The sequence below is a fragment of the Clostridium sp. CCUG 7971 genome (assembly GCF_017590215.1).
Classification (GTDB): Bacteria; Bacillota; Clostridia; order Peptostreptococcales; family Peptostreptococcaceae; genus Faecalimicrobium.
In genome coordinates, this window is record NZ_JAFFPK010000026.1 from 1 (window position 1) to 17,317 (window position 17,317).

A 17,317-nucleotide genomic window follows, 5' to 3' on the forward strand; every position below is an offset into this window, starting at 1 on the left:
ATATTATCTTTAGCTATTTTCAGTTTGACTATTTTTAGATAGTTTTGATATCTCTTCTAACACCTCTGATGATGTTGATTCATCTGTCATTACTACCATATAATCACCAACATGTATTTTTGTATTTCCTTTTGGTAATATTTCTTTATTCCCTCTAGTAATAGATACAACTAAAGCATTTTTAGGCCAATTAATTTCTTTTATATATTTTCCTTCTATACAACTATCTAATTCTATTCCTATTTCCAATAGCGTTTTACTATTTGTTGATATTTCTGTATTATATTTATCTTGCTTATGAAGTATTCTGTCTAAAAGTTCTTCATATATTGGGTTTGCATTTAATAAATCTGATGTTAATTGTGCTACTATTACTACTATAGCTAGTGGTAATAAATGTTCAAATGTGCCTGTCATTTCTGATATAAGTAATATCCCTGTTATTGGAGCTTTTACTGACGCTGCAAAATGACCTGCCATAGCAAGTACCACAAAATTAATTAAATATTCATTAGGGATTCCTAAATAATTAACCCCAATTAACCCAACTATATTTCCTACTAAGGCTCCTAATACTAATAATGGGAAAAATATCCCCCCAGGAACTCCAGACCCAAAACTAATAAATGTAAAAATAAATTTTACAAATAAAAATATAAGTAATGTAGTTATAGTAAAATTCATACCTTTTAAACTCATTATAAGTTCATGACCTCCACCTAATAAAATCGGTGATATAATTCCAATTAGTCCTGCTAATAAAAATGGTATTATTATTTTATACTCTATTTTCATTTTACTATTTTTAAATATACTTTGTGTCTTTAAAATTCCTGTATTAAATATTACTCCACTTATACCTACCATAACACCTAGAAAAATTAATACCCAATAATATTTAAGAGGCATAATTGCTAGTTTTGAAAATTCAAGAGATGGTATTATACCAAAAAATCCTTTTGATATAATATCGGCACTTAAAGATGCTACCATAGCAGAAAGTAAAACGAGTGGTGAAAAGTTTTTATGTGCTTCTTCTAATGCAAACATAACTCCTGATAATGGAGCATTAAATGCTGCTGATAGCCCTGCACTTGCTCCACTTGTAATTAAATATTTTTCCTCATAGTCAAGTTTATTTAGCTTACTAGACACTCCTTGACCTATACAAGCTCCCATTTGAACTGATGGACCTTCTCTACCCACAGATAGTCCTGCTCCTAAACAAGCAACACCACCAATAAATTTATACATCAAAACTCTTAACCAGTTCATATTCAATTTCCTGATAAGTGTTCCTTCAACTTGAGGAATACCACTACCACTTATCATCGGTTCTTTCTTTGATAACTTAGCTACAAAATATCCAAGTATTGCAAGTATTAAAAATACAAATGGTATACTGTATACATGAGATTTCGCAAATTTATACATATTCATAAATAATTTCCCTAATTCACTTGCTAAAAATCTATTTAAAACTATTACTAGACCTACTAGCATACCCACTATTAACGAATCTATAACTATTCTATATTTAAGATTTTTTACTTTATTTAGTATATTAAATGTACTATTTTTAATATCTATCATTTCTAACTTCCCTCACTTGCTCTATAATTTTATCCTATCTAATATTTTATATATGCTTTATTATGAAGAATTTGTTAAATTACAGAAAAAATATAGTTTTATCAATAAAAATCTACTTTTTATATAATTTAAATCTTGTCTTTATATGCTATATGTATCAAATAATTTAATACATATTTCATTATAGCGCTTAATTCTTCTTACTTATTCTTACGTCATTTAAATACCTCCTAATATAATCATATGCTTCTATTATACACTATATTAAAAATTAAATATAATGTTATTGTAATAAAAAAAGACTATCTAAAATAGATAGTCTTTACTGGCGGAGAAGGAGGGATTCGAACCCTCGCACCGGTTTAATCCAGCCTAATCCCTTAGCAGGGGATCCTCTTGAGCCGCTTGAGTACTTCTCCGTATTAACTTATAAATATATAATATAATATTTTTTAATAAGGTCAACCTTATTTCATAAATTTGTATATTTTTTATTTTATATAAATAAAAAACAAAGAATATGATACAATATTTGCATCATATTCTTATTTAGCATTACATATGTTTTTTTGCTTCTATTAACATTTCATTAGCTTTTTGCATATATTCTATAGCTTTTTCTATATGATTAGCTGTTTCTTCTTTCCCTATTTCTCTAGCCTTTTCTACCCACTCTCTAAATCCTTCTTCATGAGTTTCATTATGGTTTACCCAGTGAAGTAATAATATTTTTAAAGTTTTCTCATCTTTATTTTCAACTTCTACTCCACGAGTGTGAGTATGTTCATGGCAATGGTCGTGGTCATGACCATGGTGATATCTTACAACATCTTTACTAAACATTATTTTAATCCCCCCATTATTTTATATTAAATTCCTTTTTTATAACCTTGACTGCATCCTTTATCAGTAAAGCTAATGGCTTATTTTCTAAGCCTACTAATTCAATATTTTCAGGCATTATTGGAAGTAATATCTTTAAAGCTTCGCTATCAACTATAGCTTCACTTATTTTACAGGTTACTTCTCCCATCATAGAATTTGGCATAGCCATAGATATTGGCGATACTACTATATTTGCCTTTTTTACGGATGTCACAATTGCATTTTCCCCAGTTGCCCCTTTATTGGCGTGAGCTTTCATCATTGCACTAGTTGCAATAGAGTTTGTACCTAGTGCATATATATCTATATATGTAGGTAATTCGTCTCTAAGAGTGGATACTATCTGAGATCCTATTCCTCCACCCATTCCATCTATAACTGCTATTATCATATGTTTATCCCCTAATATCTTGTTTTAGTTACTCTCTTTTATTATTATCTTATGATCCATTAATTTTATTTCTTTTATTTCACCATCGATTATCTTTTGTTCTCCTAATAAATCTGTTAAATAAACTTTACCTTCATATGGATCTACACTTACTACATTATCCATTACTCTTTCTAATTTTTCATTTCTTAACACATAAGCTGCTGATTCACACATATAAACCCCTCCCCAAAATGATTTTTTATTTGAACCAAAAAAAGTTTCTTCAGGTATTTCAATACACCGAAGAAACCTTCATGATTTCAAAATTTATATTATATTTTACTATTTTTTACTATATTTTGAGTATAGCACTTTGTTTTATATAAAGTCAATTAAATTTATCTCTTTTTATTGTGTTCATCTGAGTTATACTTTTCATATAACTTATTAGCTAAACTTAACTCATATTCGCTTAGTTCTTCTTCTACAAATTCTACATTTAAATGCTTTTCCATAGCCTTTATTAAGTTTTTTTCTAGATCATTTATATCTACTTTTAATTTAGATTCGTTTTCTATTCCACTAGCTTTTCTTGCTGTAAATCTAATTAATCTCTCTTTTTTATCCTGATTTTCTGTTTTGATTAGTTCAAATAATTTATCTACATCAAAATCTAATACTATAGACCCGTGTTGAAGTATTACACCGTGTTTTCTACTTTGAGCACTTCCTACTACCTTTTTATTATTCATTGTTATTTCATAAGAGGCATGAGCATTAAAACATGCTGCTGATAAATTATCTCTACCTATTCGTTCTCCATTACTTAAATTATCAGTATGTATATTACATAAGTTTAGACCTTTTACTAACCCTTCACTTATAAATTTATAAGATAAGTTTATACTTTTGTCCATTAATGGATTGTCCTCACCTACAATAACACTATAAGTTAGTTCATCCTCATGAAGAACTGCTCTTCCACCAGTAATCCTTCTAACACAGTCTACATTTAATTTTTTACAAGCTTCTATATCTATTTCGCCTTCAAGCTTTTGGAAATATCCTATAGTGAGACATGCTGGCTCCCATGTATAAAATCTTAATGTAGGCTTTACTTTTCTTTCTTTATAAGCAATTGTAATAGCCTCATCAATCGCCATATTCATAGCACCATTGTATGTTTTATTTCTTATTACTCTCCACTGATTCATAAAATTCTCCCCTAAGCTAAATTTATTTCTTTTGCAGCCAATTTTATCTCTTCTTCATTTAAACTTCTTGAGTAATTATAAATAGTACTTCCTGGCCTTTCATTATAATAAGGTCTATTACAATTTTTACAACCTCTTATTTCAAAAGGATAACCTTTATTTATATCTTCTTTTATAACATCATCTAATTCAATATAAGTTACATACCCATTTTCAAATTTAAAACATTCTTTACTATATCCTCTATCTATCATATAAGTCATAAGTTGAACTCTTCTATAACTTTCAATATTAGGTTGACTTATATTTTCCATTTTAGTTCCTTTTACAGGTGTAAATGCAAATAAACTTACAGTTACTTTATTATCTCTTAAGTATGTATATAGGTCATATATATCTTTATGAGTTTCACCTAATCCAACTATAATATGAGTGCTTATTTTACCTTCGTATTTATTTGCCATATTAGTTATCAATTCTAACTTTTCTTTGTAGTTATTTCCCTTTATACTTTCATACAACTCTTCGTTACAAGCATCTATTGCTATTCCTATTTTATCTACTCCACATTTAAAAAATCTCTCTATATCTTTATCAGATTCAAGCTTTGCAGATAGAGAAATCGGATAATCAATTTCATCTTTTATGTAAGATATAAATTCTTCAACTTCTTTATGAGCCTCATTACTTGCCATTGATTGAATACATATTCTCTTTATATGCTCTCCGTTGTATGACTTTAGAACTCTTAGTATTTCTTCTTTTGAGTACTCTGGCCAAATAACCCTTGATAATTTATCTTTTCTTGTACTGCTTTCTGCTGATTGAGAACAAAATGTACATTTATTGCTACATTTATCACCAATCATTATATAAGCGGTTGTAGGGGGGATATCGCTAGCTTTATTTAATAATCCAAGCTCTATAGCACTGCCTAAGGATAATCTAATCATAATACGCAACACTCCCTACTCTCTAATATAGTCATATTCATTTGATTTGCTTTGTTTTTAGCATCTCTCGCTGGTAGAACTATTTTATTAACTCCACACATTAAGGCTAAACTATCTAATTCTTTTCTATAGATTCCCCTAGGTCTCATACAACCTAAATTTATATGTGTATTTGGCATTTGAATTCTTGCCTCGCAAAGTACATCACAAACTTCATCTAAATTAGGCGGATTTACATTTTCATATTCGGTGTTTTTTGTTGGTATTAAAACTATGAATGTTAGTTTTTGGGGAGGGGTTTTAGCTAGATAATTTATGATTTCATATTCTCCTTTTACTATACCACCTTTTAACCCTATACATATATGTGGTGATACTTCAGCATTTTGCTTTATTATTTCATATACATTTATATAATCTTTTTTATCTTTATCTATTTTATATACCTCTTTTATTGTTTCTTTATCAAATACTAAATCAAAAGAAACTACATCTAGATATTTACAAACATTTTCTATGCTTATTTTGTCCATAAGGCCTAAATGGGCATTTAATTTGTACCCTTCTTTTTTTAGTTTCTTCAATGTTTCTATATGATTATTTATAGGAACATCTCCTTCAAAACTACATCCACCGCTTAACAAGAAGCTGCTTACATTTTTACCTTTTATTTTAGATTTATATTCTTTTATAGGTGTCATATTCTTTAGATAATGACCATTACAATGGGCACAACTTAGATTACAACTATTATTAGTTGTACTAATAGCTAATGTTTCATTTGGATATGCAAATTCTATCTTATCACCAAAGTTTTCTTTTTTTATATTAAATGCTTTATTCATTTTATCTGATAAGTTCATAGTCTAATCCTCCAATAATTTTTTAACACTTGGGAATTGTTCTATATTTGTATGTGGTAAAAAGCATGCTGAAATAAATTCATCCATATATGTTGGATAAACACTTAATTCAACATAAGTCATTTCATCTCCTATTTCAATTAGCTTTTTCTTTGCATCTTTGCTTATTAATGCTAGATATGAACCTACTAAGGAACTATTTCCTATATATTCAAATTTTTCTCTTTCTATATCTGGAAGTAATCCTATAAGAATTGAGTTTTCTATATTTAAGTTATTTCCTATTCCACCAGCTATATAAACTTTATCTATTACACTAAAGTCCATGCCTAAACTTTCTATAAGAGTAGCTGCACCTGAATATATTGCACCTTTAGCTCTAATAAAGTTATCTATATCAACTTCAGTTACAGTTATATCATTCTCTAAATTGTATTCTTCTTTAAAAGCTAATACATATTCTCCTATTTCATGTTCATTAAATCTAATTCTCTCATTATTTATATCTCTATGTATTTTACCTCTTCTATCAATAACACCTTTAAGTAACATTTGGCAAATTAAATCAATTATACCTGAACCACATATTCCTATTGGTTCACATTCGCCTATTATTGATAAGTTTGGCTTTAGTGTATATTTATCTATACTAACTTTATCTATAGCTCCATTTGATGCTCTCATTCCACAACTTATACCTCCACCTTCAAATGCAGGTCCAGCAGAGCAAGCACAGCTCATCATATAATCTTTATTTCCAAATACTATTTCTCCATTAGTTCCTAAATCTATAAATAACACATTTTCTTCACTCGACCATATACCTGCCGATAATACACCAGCTGTAATATCTCCTCCAACATAACTAGCTACTGATGGAGCAAGATAAACATAAGCACTATGATTTATATTTAGGCGAACATCTTCTCCCATAAGCCTTGGTGATTTTAAAAACGGTGGAATATATGGCTCTTGTCTTAAGTAATCTGTATATACTCCTAAAAATAAACTAGACATAGTTGTATTTCCTGCTACGACAAGAGAAACCACATTATCCTTACTTATATTATTTTTTATATATATAGATTCTAATAGTGGGTTTATCGTTTCATCTATTATAGCTTTATTTAATTCTTCCAATCCATTTTTCTTTGTTGAATATATTATTCTGTTTATAACATCTGCGCCATATTTTATTTGAGCATTACCTGATGATGCTTTATCTATTACTTCTTTAGTGTATAAATCAACTAGACAAACTACTACAGATGTTGTTCCTATATCAATTGCTACTCCATATAATTGATTTTGGGTATTTCCTTTTTCTATATTTATTATAGTTATTTTATTTTTCTTTTTAACATAAGTTATTGTTACCTTAAAATCACTTTCTCTAAATACTACAGGAATTTTTCTAAGTAAGTCTAACTTAAAATCTATTTCACTAAACCCTAAGTGATTTCTAACATGTCTTTCTAGTCTATCTACATCACTTATGTTATCATCTAGATTTGGTTCTTCCATTTCTATATATGTTTTTTCTATATTAGTTTTAAAATCTAAATTATGAGTCTCTATTATATTCTTAGCTCTATCAAATATTTCTTTATCTTTCTTTTTATCGCTACCTTCTATCTTCATGCCATGCATAGATGATGATAGTTTAGAAGGAACTTCTATTTCTATATTATCAATTACTTTAGTGCTACAAGCTAATATGTACCCTTGTTCCCATTCCTCATCTTTTATATGTATTGTCTTTTCGCTATCAACATTCCCTTTTAATAACTTTACTTTACACTTTCCACAAGATACATTTCCACCACAAGGAGCATCTATAAATATATCCGTATTTCGTAAAACTTCTAATAGATTATCCCCTTTATTACAATATACCTCTTTGTTATGTGACTTAAAAATTACTTTTATCATAGCTCTCCCCCTTAATGCCTTTATCTAATATAATTTTAGCACATGTTAAGTTCTCAAGTTGTTTATTGTTAAAAAAAGAGTATAGATAGATTTGCGTGCACTCAAATCCTCTATACTCTTTCTAATGCTATTCTATTTCACTTTCATACATTTCAGCATCTAATAAACTATCAAGCTCATCAGTATCTGCTATTTTTATTTTTACAATCCATGCATCATATGGATCTTCATTTATATATTCAGGTTCATCTTCTAATTTTTCATTTATTTCAACAACTTCTCCAGATAAAGGAGCGACTAAGTCAGATGCAACTTTAGAAGATTCTACTACTCCGTAATCTTCATCTTTAGTTAATTCATCTTCAACTTCTGGCATCTCAACAAATAATACTTCTCCTAATTGATCTTGTGCAAAATCTGTTATTCCTATATAAGCATATTCACCTTCAACTCTTACCCACTCATGCTTACTAGTGTACTTCAAACTTGGTATAACTTTCATACTATTCCTCCTAATATGATAATTTACATTACACATTCCATAGATAATGCTGGATGACCTTTTTCTTCTAAGAATGCTAATACACCCTCAGAATCACTAGATATTGTTTCATCACAAATCATATCTGTAAAGTTTTCTATACCTGTCATTTCTTTTACTGTAGCATTTAATCTATCAGCTACATATTCTTTTAATTCTTTTGGCATCCAAACTATTCTCTCTGGCCCACCTTCAGCAAAAGCAAACTTTTTAGAAGATATGAAGTGTCTTCCATGTCCCATGAATCCTGGAGTTTGAACCCCTCCTCCTGTCATAGAAGCAAGTTCTCCAAATGTCATACCAACTGGAGTTATATCCGAGAATTCTCTGTTTACTATAACAAACCCATTAGCTTCTGGCATTATACCGCATATACACTCGAAGCATCCGCAAGAAGTCATTGGGTCTTCAAGTATAGAGTATAATGTAACACTTTCAACAGCACCTTGAGATATTTCTCCTACTGTATTATCTACTGATTGCCATTTACCTAATCTATCATCTAAGCATTCACCCTTTACTATTGGTTGACATGGCCCTGTTGGATCTAATTCTTTAGTAGCCTTAGCATCTAACCAACTAACTGCCCCACAAAGTCCAAGTCTTTCAGGAGTAACAACACAAACGTGAGCTGGTGCAAATGATTGACAAAGATTACAAGAATAGAATTCTTCAACACTTTCGTCAACTAATGAAGCTAATCTCTCATCTCTAGAATTGTATCTTACTTGTGCTTGAGATTTTAATTCTGAAACCTTGTCAGCGTCAGTTATTATAGTTATTTCACACTTATCAACAACAGATTCAAACTCATCTAACATTTTAGCATATAAAACTTCTCCAATATGTTCTAGTCTAAATCCTTTTTCAAATGCATCTTTAGATACTCTTATCCAAGACATATCTCTTTGACCAACATGCATTATACCTTCTATATAGTTTAGGAAGTAATGCAGACGTCTCTCTAAAACTGGTTCAAAGTCATCTTGCATTGCTTTACCAGCTATATTAACTATAATAGCAAGTGGTAATCTAACAACTCCATCTGTTTCTATTTCATCTATATTAGGACCTATAACCTCAATCTTATGGTCTTCAACTTCACTTAATTCTCTTTTTATAACAAGTTCCCAAGCTTCAGTTTTATTTCCACCAAACTCAGCAAACATGTCATTCTTTCTTATTCTTTCACCCTCAAATGCTGCTGCAAATGATACAGGTATTGGTATTTCAGTAATTTTTATCTTTATACCTCTAGCTTCTAATGAAGTAGCTACTATTTTATCATAATCTTTTTGAGTTAAAAGGTTCATTGGAACTTCAAGTACAGTTTGATCTGTTATAACTGGGAATCCTAGAGCTATTGCTCCTGCTCCAGCAGATACAACTAATTCACTAAGTGGTCCAAATGCATTAACAAACGCTGGAACTCTCTTAGCAGTGTACTCTAATAGACCGTTTAAATCTCCTGGAGTTAAACCTCCAAATATTAATGCTGCTCTTATTGCAACAGAAACTACATGTATAACAGAAGTTACATCGTATCCTAAAGGTATAACCCTTAATTCAAGCCCCATCTTAACTCCAGCTTCTATAGCTTGGTCTATGACATTTCCAACTAAGAAAGTTAATAAACCTTTAGATTGGTAATCTTTTATAACTTTAGCAGCAGTTTCAGCATCTGGGCATTCTCCAAGTACAACTGCAACACCTGGTATATCTCCTGTTACTAATGGAACTCCTAGAGATCTTATTATTGGGTCAGTTATATGACCTGCACACGGCTCACTATACGGTGCATCCATAGTTGAATATTTTATAGCTTCAATTACTTCAGCAGCTAAAGCTGTAGCTAAACCAGAATTTAATGCATGTTCTAATAAATGAGTTCTATTTATTAAGCTCTCAACTATACCTAATGCTGCTTCTAAATCAGCAAGTGAGTTCATCTTTTGGCCTGTTGCTGCATAAATACATGGTAGTGAGTATGCAGTATCAGGAAATGCAACTTTATGTTCTCTTCCATTTTTCTCTATTGCCTCTGATAACATACCTTTAGCAACACTTAAAGCTTGCTCTGAACCTGTAAAAATTATATTATATAAATTCACTCTACTTCCCCCTTTTTAGCTTCTTATATATATTTTTATTTATCCGTTAAATGCAAATCCACCTTCACTTAACTCTAAGAAGGAATCTGCATATAAAGAAGCTCCATTTATTATGTCACAAGACTTTATAGTTCTCATTAACTCTTCATCACATGGATTTATTATAGCTGAGCTAAATCCATTTGCCATTGCCATAGCTAAGAAAGCACTATCAAGTATTGGTCTTATATGTTTAGGGCATCCATTAGACACGTTAGACAGTCCACCTGTAGTTAATAATCCCATCTCAGTCATCATTCTTATAGCTTCTAATACCTCTACTTGCTTTTCTTGCATTCCTTTTATAACTAAGCATAATGGGTCAAATAATATATCTGTTGGCTCCATCCCTAACATTAAGCCTTTTTCTAATATTTCTTGGCAGTATCCCATACGTTCATCATTATCTCTTGGTATACCTTCTTTAGCACATAAGCCTATAACCTTAGCTTCATATTCAGCTGCTAAATCTATTAATCCTATTCTAGATCCTGCATCTGCAGAGTTAATTATTGGCTTTGCATGTTCTCTATTGTATACTTTAAGTCCTGCTTCTATAGCTTTTTGGTTAGCAGTATCTAAAGCTATTGGAACATTGTTAAATTCGTTTTGAAGTAATTGAACCCCCCAAGTCATTAACTCCTCTCCATCTCTTTCTGCTGGACCTATGTTAAAATCTATATAATGAGCCCCTGCTTCTAATTGTTCTTTTGCTCTTTTTAATATTGGAGCTGGGTCTTTTTCCGCTAAAGCTTTTCTTATTACTGGCGATATACAGTGTATTCTTTCACCTATAATCATAAATTTTTCCATTTAATTTATCCCCCTTAGTTTTAACTTTTAGGCATTCGCTAAAGTTTGATCATGTTTTTCTTTGTATTCTCTTAAGAATTTCGGTAATTCCATAGATTCTTCTGTACCTATAATTACATTCCATCCTGGTAAGCTATCTTCTATATCTCCTTTAAGGACAGCTACCTTACCTGGTATTATTAAATCTCTATTCTTAGTTTTATCAGCTACACCGCACTCATTTATAAATTTAGCTATAGAATTTCCTCCAAATTTACCTGCAGCCCACGCTGTAAGAACTGAGTATCCACCAGCATCTGGTATAACTAGCCAAGTTGGTACTTTAGATCTTTCTATTTCTCCAGCTATTATAAAGTAAGTTAATGCGAAGTCAACAGTAACTAATACTGGTGAATTTTCATCTGGATTATTTATTGGATATACCTTAGTTTCAACTCTCATTGGTCTTTGTGGGTCAGTAAATATATTTTGTCTTAGAGCAAATAATGGTAATGCTTTTGAATAATTTATATCATCTAATACTATTATTGATCCGTATTTTATAGTAAACATTGATGATAATGCAACTTCCATATTTGGATTTTTATCTGATAATTTATTTGCAAATACTATTGAAGGGTATCCAAATGTTCTATCTTGTTCTTTAAGTGCTATTCTTCTAACTTGAACAGCATTAGCAAATGTATCTTTTATACTATCTCCAGTTACATCTAGTATTAATTCTTTATATCCTGCCTTTTGAACTAATTCAACTGTAGAGTATAATTCTTCTAGGCTAGATGCTTTAACACCTAGAGGCAATTTATTTCCTTTAACTACTTCTATCATTTCTTTGTAGTTATCTTTATTTGCACCATATAATACTGGCTTTTTATCCTTTAATATTTCAACAGCTTCTTTAGCTACATCTGGGTCTTCACAATATATTATGTATGCTAACTCTAATCCACTATCTTTAACTTTATTTATTAACTTTAAGAATCCATCTTTATTTTCGAAGTATTCTAAAAGGGCCATTTCAACTTTCATTTCTTCGCCTATTCTTATATAGTTAACATTTCTTATATTGTTTAGCTTTGCATCTATTTCTTCATCAGTCATACACTCACAGAAAGCTACTGCGTATCTGTTTCTGTTTACTAAAGTTTTTTCATGTCTAAATAATACAGTTTCCGCTCCTACTTCGTATTCAGCAGCTCCTGTTCCTATTTTTAAACCTTTCATTAAAGGTGCTGTTGCCTCTGATAATTGTGCTATAGCATCATCTGACATATGTGGACACTTGCTAACTTCTATCGCTCCTGAAGCAACCTTCATACTGAAGGCCATACAAGTTGGAAATCCACAATCCTTACAGTTTTTCTTTGGTGTTAATTTAAATATATCTAAAGCTTTTAGTGCCATTATTTTATCCCCCTAACCCTACAATTTATTAAGCTAACGCATTAACTAATTCTTTTACAGTTTCTATTGATTTTGGATGACGAAGTATAACTGCATTTGCTCCTCCAGCTAATGAACTTACAGCAGTTGAAATTTCCATGTTTATACCTCTTTCTTCTACACATCCCCAAGCTGGTTCATCTTCCTGGCTTGCTATAGATTCCTTAACATGCCATACTTCAGATGATACCGGAGTTATTATTGGCATTTGTAATGTTTTATCATTTTGACCAAATGCAGCAAGTCTAATTCTATCCATAGTAGATGCAACATATTCATATCCATAACCAACAGCAGAACATCCAACGTTCATAACTATACTTTCAGACTTAACACCTAATTGAGTTAATAATACGTTTAATTGTTTAGCTAGGTTTATATCAACAGAAGATTCAGCTGAAACCTTATGACTATATGCCATAGCTGCTGCTGCCCCTACTGCTTTATAGTTTTCTTCAGTAGCTGATAAGAATAGACAGTTATGTCCATCTACCGCTTGAGCTACTTTTTCAAATAATTTTCCATCTTTATCGTGGTTTCCACATCCTGCTATAACTACAGGTATACTAACTGATTCAACTACTTTTTTAGCATTTTCAGCACATTCTTCTACAGATTTATCTAATCCATTTGGATCTGCACTTTCTAATTTTAAACATATGAAATCTGCATCTGTATTTTCTTCTACATACTTAGCCCACTTAACAGGACAATCACAAACATCTTTATACATATCTTTAATTGAAGATATCCATGATTCCGGATAAGTATCAGATATTTCAATTCCTACTTTTTGAATATTTCCAGTATCTCCATCAAAACTATAAAATGGAAGAGTACTTTCTCCACCTATTTTTATTGCTTTTTCTCCTGTCCCTATTTCTACTTCTGATATCTTACCAGAATACTTTTGAACAGACATCTTGAATGCCATATGTTTTTCCCCCTTAAACCTATTTTAATTCTAACTTAGACATTATATCTCTTACTGCTGTTTTAGCTTCTGAATCTTCAGGTAATTTAACTAACGGTATTCCTGTAGAATCATATTCATATATTAAATTATCTAAAGGCACAACGCCTATAAGATTTAATTTATGCTTTTCAATTTCTTCGCATACACCTTCATTTAGTACTCCATTTGGTACTTTGTTAACTATTAATAGTATTTCTCCTACGCTTAATTTAAGCTCTCTAGCTAGATCCCTAATTCTAGCTACTGCCTGAATACTACGTCTTGAGCAATCACTAACTAATAGTAATTTATCTATATGTTTAGTTGTTTTTCTGCTTAAATGCTCCATTCCAGCTTCATTATCTATAACTAAGTATTCGTATGCATCTGATAGTTTATCAGTTTGTTCTCTTAGTATTCCATTTACATAACAGTAACATCCTTCACCTTCAGATCTTCCCATTACCATTAAGTCATATCCATCCCCTTCAGCTAAACAAGTATTTAATCTATATTGTAAATACTGAGCTTTAGTCATACCTCCAGGAAATGCATTACCTTGCTTTTCTCTTTGACTAACTTCTTCTCTTATTTCACCGATAGTTGATTCTACCTCTATACCTAATACTTCATTTATGTTAGCATTAGCATCTGCATCTACAACTAATACTGATCCTTTGTTATTCTTTGTAAGATTATTAATTAAAAGCCCTGTAAGACTTGTCTTACCAGTTCCACCTTTTCCTGCAACAGCTATATTATATCCCATATTAAGATTTCCCCCTTTGTTTAGTCAAAACAGAGCTTTAAAAGTTCACTCTGCTTTTTTCTATGCTTTTGCTAGTTTAGGAGCTGCATGAACACATTCTCCATGAACATCATGAAGAGCCTCCATTATACCCTCAGATAATGTTGGGTGTGCATGTATTACATCTCCTACTTGTTCTACTGTTAATCCTAAGTGAACAGCAAGTGATAGTTCTGTTAATAAATCTGTCGCATGAGGTCCAACTATTGAAGCCCCTATTATTTTGTCGTTTTTGTCTGCTAATATTTTGATAAATCCTTGGAAATGTCCTATGGCTTGAGCCTTACCTAGTGCTCTAAAATCGAATTGTCCTATATGATACTCTTGTGCTTGAGCTTGAAGTTCTTTTTCTGTTTTACCTACTGCTGCCACTTCTGGTTCAGTATATACACATCTTGGTATAGCAGTGTAGTTAACTGTTTTAGATTTACCTAAAGCATTTTCTACTGCCACTATCCCTTCTTTTGAAGCAACATGTGCTAAGAATGGAGTATTTATTAAGTCTCCAATTGCATATATTCCTTCTATGTTTGTTTCAAGATTTTCATTAACTACTATTTTGCCTCTTTCCAAATCTATCCCTAGTTCTTCTACCCCAGAATTTGAAAGGTTTGGCTTTCTACCAACGGCAACTAATCCGTATTGCGCTTTAATTTGTTTTCCATTTGAAAGTGTTGCAACTACTGCATTATCAACAACTTCACAAGTTTGAACACCAATACCTGTTAATACTTTAATTTTATCCTTTTTAAACTGTCTCTGCAACTGTTTTGCTACATCTTTATCTTCGAAAGGTAATAATTGTTCATTCATTTCAACTATCGTTACTTCAGTTCCTAAAGTTCTTAAAAATTGACCAATTTCACAGCCTATAACTCCTCCACCAACTATTAAAACTGACTCAGGAAGTTCTTTTAATCCTAGAACCTCATCACTAGTAATTACAATTTTTCCATCATATGGAAACATCGGTGGTACTATTGGAACTGAACCATTAGCTAAAATTATTTTATCAGCATTTATAATCTCTTTAGTTCCATCATCCTTAGTAACTTCTATATTATTTTTGTCTAATAGTTTTCCAAATCCATTAACTAAATTTATTCCTCTTTTTTCAAATAAGAATTCTATTCCTGTTATTAGTTGATTAACTATTTTATCTTTTCTATTCATTATAGCTGAAAAGTCAGCTTTAACTTCTCCATCTATACTTATTCCAAAATCTTTTGCTTCTTTTATATTCATCAACATTGAAGAAGACGCAAGTAGTGCTTTAGTTGGAATACATCCTACATTTAAGCAAGTACCTCCTACCCTTCTTTTTTCTATAACTGTTACATCTGCTCCAAGCATTGCTGCTTTTAAAGCTGCAACATATCCTCCTGGACCTCCACCTATAACTGCTATTTTCATTTAGTTTCCCCCATATACATTAATAAATTATCGGAACAACGTGTAGACTAACTACTTGAACGGCATGAAGATTAACGCCCACGCAGCGGCTTAAACAAAGCGAATTTTTTATAACTGTGCAACATCTAATATTGATGGAACATTTTCTTCTGCTCCTATCGCCATTATATGTACACCATCACATAAATCCTCATCTATTAATTGTCTTATAAATTCTCCTGCCATCTTTATACCTTCAGATACCCAGTTTTCTTTTCCAGCTGCTCTTAATCTTTCTATTTGATCATCTGGAACAAATATACCAGGTACATTTGCAGTCATAAATTTAGCCATTCCTGGAGATTTTAAAGGAACTATACCAGCTAATACTTTACAATCCATATCTTTTGTTGCTTTTCTAAATGATCTCATTGTTTCTATATCATAAACCGCTTGAGTTTGGAAGAACTTAGCTCCAGCATTTATTTTCTTTTGCATTTTCATTAATTGTATTTCTATTGGAGCATATTCTGGAGTTACTGATGCTCCTAAATAAAAATCAGGTGATCCTTTTAATTCATTACCAACTAAATCTTTTCCTGACTTTAGTGTTTCAGCTGTTTGAAGTATCCCTATACAATCTAAATCAAATACACCTTTAGCTTGTGGATGGTCTCCTACAACTGTATGATCTCCTGTTAAAGCTAGCATATTATTTATTCCAAATACACCTGCTGATAACATTTCACCTTGTATTGCTATTCTATTTCTATCTCTACCAGTCATTTGTAAAACTGGCTCTAATCCAACATCTTTTAATAATTTACATGTAGCAAGAGAAGTTGTTCTCATTACCGCAGATTGGAAATCTGTTACATTTGCCGCATGTACCCTTCCTACTAATGGTTTGGCACACTCTAATAAATGAGAAAGGTCCGTTCCCTTTGGAGGTGCCATTTCTGTAGTAACTGCAAATTTTCCACTTTCTAATGTTTGTTTTAGTAAGCTCATAAAAAAATCCCCCTTTTTAACCTTTTAAAAGCTCTTAAGCATTAGTTACTTCTTCTTTTTTCTTTAAACTTAAAGTTCTTGGATTATTTTGTTTAGAATAATCTTTCATCGGTCTTATTTCTAATAAATTTTCTAATTGGTCTATATCATTTAATCTTTCATATATCTTTATCCAAGCACATTCATTTTCTGGACTTACTTCACACTTACCATTTTTAGCTCCACCACATGCACCATTTATTAATCCTTTAGCACACATAGTTACTGGACATATTCCTCCTGTCCATCCAAGTTCACATTCCCCGCAAGCTTTACAAGCTTCTTCAAATTCTCCAACTCTCTTTGTTTCCCCTATAAACATAGTGTTGTTTCCTGGATATACAGGTGTTTT

Annotated in this window: 17 protein-coding genes and 1 tRNA gene; all 18 read right to left on the reverse strand. The window is 31.2% G+C overall.

The features are described from left to right. Positions 1-9: 9 nt before the first annotated feature. Positions 10-1,593 carry a ClC family H(+)/Cl(-) exchange transporter gene (locus tag JWF52_RS03795; RefSeq protein ID WP_286183986.1) on the reverse strand — a complete coding sequence of 528 codons (1,584 nt, stop codon included), beginning with the start codon at positions 1,591-1,593 and terminating at the stop codon, positions 10-12. 326 nt (positions 1,594-1,919) lie between these two features. Next, positions 1,920-2,012 (reverse strand) — tRNA-Ser (locus JWF52_RS03800). Positions 2,013-2,148: 136 nt separating this feature from the next. After that, positions 2,149-2,436, reverse strand: a complete 288-nt coding sequence (locus JWF52_RS03805; protein WP_286183987.1) for a DUF8180 domain-containing protein — start codon at positions 2,434-2,436, stop codon at positions 2,149-2,151. 16 nt (positions 2,437-2,452) lie between these two features. Then, positions 2,453-2,869, reverse strand: a complete 417-nt coding sequence (locus tag JWF52_RS03810) for a DUF3842 family protein (RefSeq protein WP_208332014.1) — start codon at positions 2,867-2,869, stop codon at positions 2,453-2,455. Between the two features lie 24 nt (positions 2,870-2,893). Further along, a complete protein-coding gene (locus tag JWF52_RS03815; RefSeq protein ID WP_208332015.1) occupies positions 2,894-3,085 on the reverse strand; it encodes a CooT family nickel-binding protein in 192 nt (63 codons plus the stop codon). 164 nt (positions 3,086-3,249) lie between these two features. Beyond that, a complete protein-coding gene (gene lipM / locus JWF52_RS03820; protein WP_208332016.1) occupies positions 3,250-4,065 on the reverse strand; it encodes an octanoyltransferase LipM in 816 nt (271 codons plus the stop codon). An 11-nt stretch (positions 4,066-4,076) separates the two neighbouring features. Next, positions 4,077-5,018: a LipS2 family lipoyl synthase gene (gene lipS2, locus JWF52_RS03825; protein ID WP_208332017.1), complete on the reverse strand. Its 942-nt coding sequence runs from the start codon at positions 5,016-5,018 to the stop codon at positions 4,077-4,079. Further along, on the reverse strand, positions 5,015-5,881 hold the full coding sequence (gene lipS1, locus JWF52_RS03830) for a LipS1 family lipoyl synthase (protein WP_208332018.1): 867 nt from the start codon (positions 5,879-5,881) through the stop codon (positions 5,015-5,017). The genes lipS2 and lipS1 overlap by 4 nt, the downstream gene beginning before the upstream one ends. A gap of 3 nt (positions 5,882-5,884) precedes the next feature. Continuing rightward, on the reverse strand, positions 5,885-7,813 hold the full coding sequence (gene acsV / locus JWF52_RS03835) for a corrinoid activation/regeneration protein AcsV (RefSeq protein WP_208332019.1): 1,929 nt from the start codon (positions 7,811-7,813) through the stop codon (positions 5,885-5,887). A 127-nt stretch (positions 7,814-7,940) separates the two neighbouring features. After that, positions 7,941-8,315: a glycine cleavage system protein GcvH gene (gcvH, locus tag JWF52_RS03840; protein ID WP_208332020.1), complete on the reverse strand. Its 375-nt coding sequence runs from the start codon at positions 8,313-8,315 to the stop codon at positions 7,941-7,943. A 23-nt stretch (positions 8,316-8,338) separates the two neighbouring features. Further along, a complete protein-coding gene (acsB, locus tag JWF52_RS03845; RefSeq protein ID WP_208332021.1) occupies positions 8,339-10,465 on the reverse strand; it encodes an acetyl-CoA decarbonylase/synthase complex subunit alpha/beta in 2,127 nt (708 codons plus the stop codon). Positions 10,466-10,504: 39 nt separating this feature from the next. Then, positions 10,505-11,317 carry a carbon monoxide dehydrogenase/acetyl-CoA synthase methytransferase subunit gene (gene acsE, locus JWF52_RS03850; RefSeq protein WP_208332022.1) on the reverse strand — a complete coding sequence of 271 codons (813 nt, stop codon included), beginning with the start codon at positions 11,315-11,317 and terminating at the stop codon, positions 10,505-10,507. Between the two features lie 27 nt (positions 11,318-11,344). Continuing rightward, entirely contained in the window at positions 11,345-12,721 is a 1,377-nt protein-coding gene (gene acsC, locus JWF52_RS03855; RefSeq protein ID WP_208332023.1) for an acetyl-CoA decarbonylase/synthase complex subunit gamma, read from the reverse strand. A gap of 28 nt (positions 12,722-12,749) precedes the next feature. Beyond that, entirely contained in the window at positions 12,750-13,694 is a 945-nt protein-coding gene (gene acsD, locus JWF52_RS03860) for an acetyl-CoA decarbonylase/synthase complex subunit delta (protein WP_208332024.1), read from the reverse strand. 19 nt (positions 13,695-13,713) lie between these two features. After that, on the reverse strand, positions 13,714-14,484 hold the full coding sequence (locus tag JWF52_RS03865; protein ID WP_208332025.1) for an ATP-binding protein: 771 nt from the start codon (positions 14,482-14,484) through the stop codon (positions 13,714-13,716). 60 nt (positions 14,485-14,544) lie between these two features. Beyond that, on the reverse strand, positions 14,545-15,936 hold the full coding sequence (gene lpdA, locus JWF52_RS03870) for a dihydrolipoyl dehydrogenase (RefSeq protein ID WP_208332026.1): 1,392 nt from the start codon (positions 15,934-15,936) through the stop codon (positions 14,545-14,547). Between the two features lie 108 nt (positions 15,937-16,044). After that, on the reverse strand, positions 16,045-16,926 hold the full coding sequence (locus JWF52_RS03875) for a methylenetetrahydrofolate reductase (RefSeq protein ID WP_208332027.1): 882 nt from the start codon (positions 16,924-16,926) through the stop codon (positions 16,045-16,047). Between the two features lie 34 nt (positions 16,927-16,960). After that, positions 16,961-17,317 (reverse strand): methylenetetrahydrofolate reductase C-terminal domain-containing protein (locus JWF52_RS03880; protein WP_208332028.1); only part of this gene is annotated, 357 nt, incomplete at its 5' end.

Coding starts and splice junctions, on each gene's coding strand:
- acsD (WP_208332024.1), bottom strand. CDS start 13,694: ATGGCATTCAAGATGTCTGTTCAAAAGTATTCTGGTAAGATATCAGAA.
- JWF52_RS03795 (WP_286183986.1), bottom strand. CDS start 1,593: ATGATAGATATTAAAAATAGTACATTTAATATACTAAATAAAGTAAAA.
- JWF52_RS03810 (WP_208332014.1), bottom strand. CDS start 2,869: ATGATAATAGCAGTTATAGATGGAATGGGTGGAGGAATAGGATCTCAG.
- acsV (WP_208332019.1), bottom strand. CDS start 7,813: ATGATAAAAGTAATTTTTAAGTCACATAACAAAGAGGTATATTGTAAT.
- acsC (WP_208332023.1), bottom strand. CDS start 12,721: ATGGCACTAAAAGCTTTAGATATATTTAAATTAACACCAAAGAAAAAC.
- JWF52_RS03875 (WP_208332027.1), bottom strand. CDS start 16,926: ATGAGCTTACTAAAACAAACATTAGAAAGTGGAAAATTTGCAGTTACT.
- JWF52_RS03815 (WP_208332015.1), bottom strand. CDS start 3,085: ATGTGTGAATCAGCAGCTTATGTGTTAAGAAATGAAAAATTAGAAAGA.
- lpdA (WP_208332026.1), bottom strand. CDS start 15,936: ATGAAAATAGCAGTTATAGGTGGAGGTCCAGGAGGATATGTTGCAGCT.
- lipM (WP_208332016.1), bottom strand. CDS start 4,065: ATGAATCAGTGGAGAGTAATAAGAAATAAAACATACAATGGTGCTATG.
- lipS2 (WP_208332017.1), bottom strand. CDS start 5,018: ATGATTAGATTATCCTTAGGCAGTGCTATAGAGCTTGGATTATTAAAT.
- lipS1 (WP_208332018.1), bottom strand. CDS start 5,881: ATGAACTTATCAGATAAAATGAATAAAGCATTTAATATAAAAAAAGAA.
- JWF52_RS03865 (WP_208332025.1), bottom strand. CDS start 14,484: ATGGGATATAATATAGCTGTTGCAGGAAAAGGTGGAACTGGTAAGACA.
- acsE (WP_208332022.1), bottom strand. CDS start 11,317: ATGGAAAAATTTATGATTATAGGTGAAAGAATACACTGTATATCGCCA.
- JWF52_RS03805 (WP_286183987.1), bottom strand. CDS start 2,436: ATGTTTAGTAAAGATGTTGTAAGATATCACCATGGTCATGACCACGAC.
- gcvH (WP_208332020.1), bottom strand. CDS start 8,315: ATGAAAGTTATACCAAGTTTGAAGTACACTAGTAAGCATGAGTGGGTA.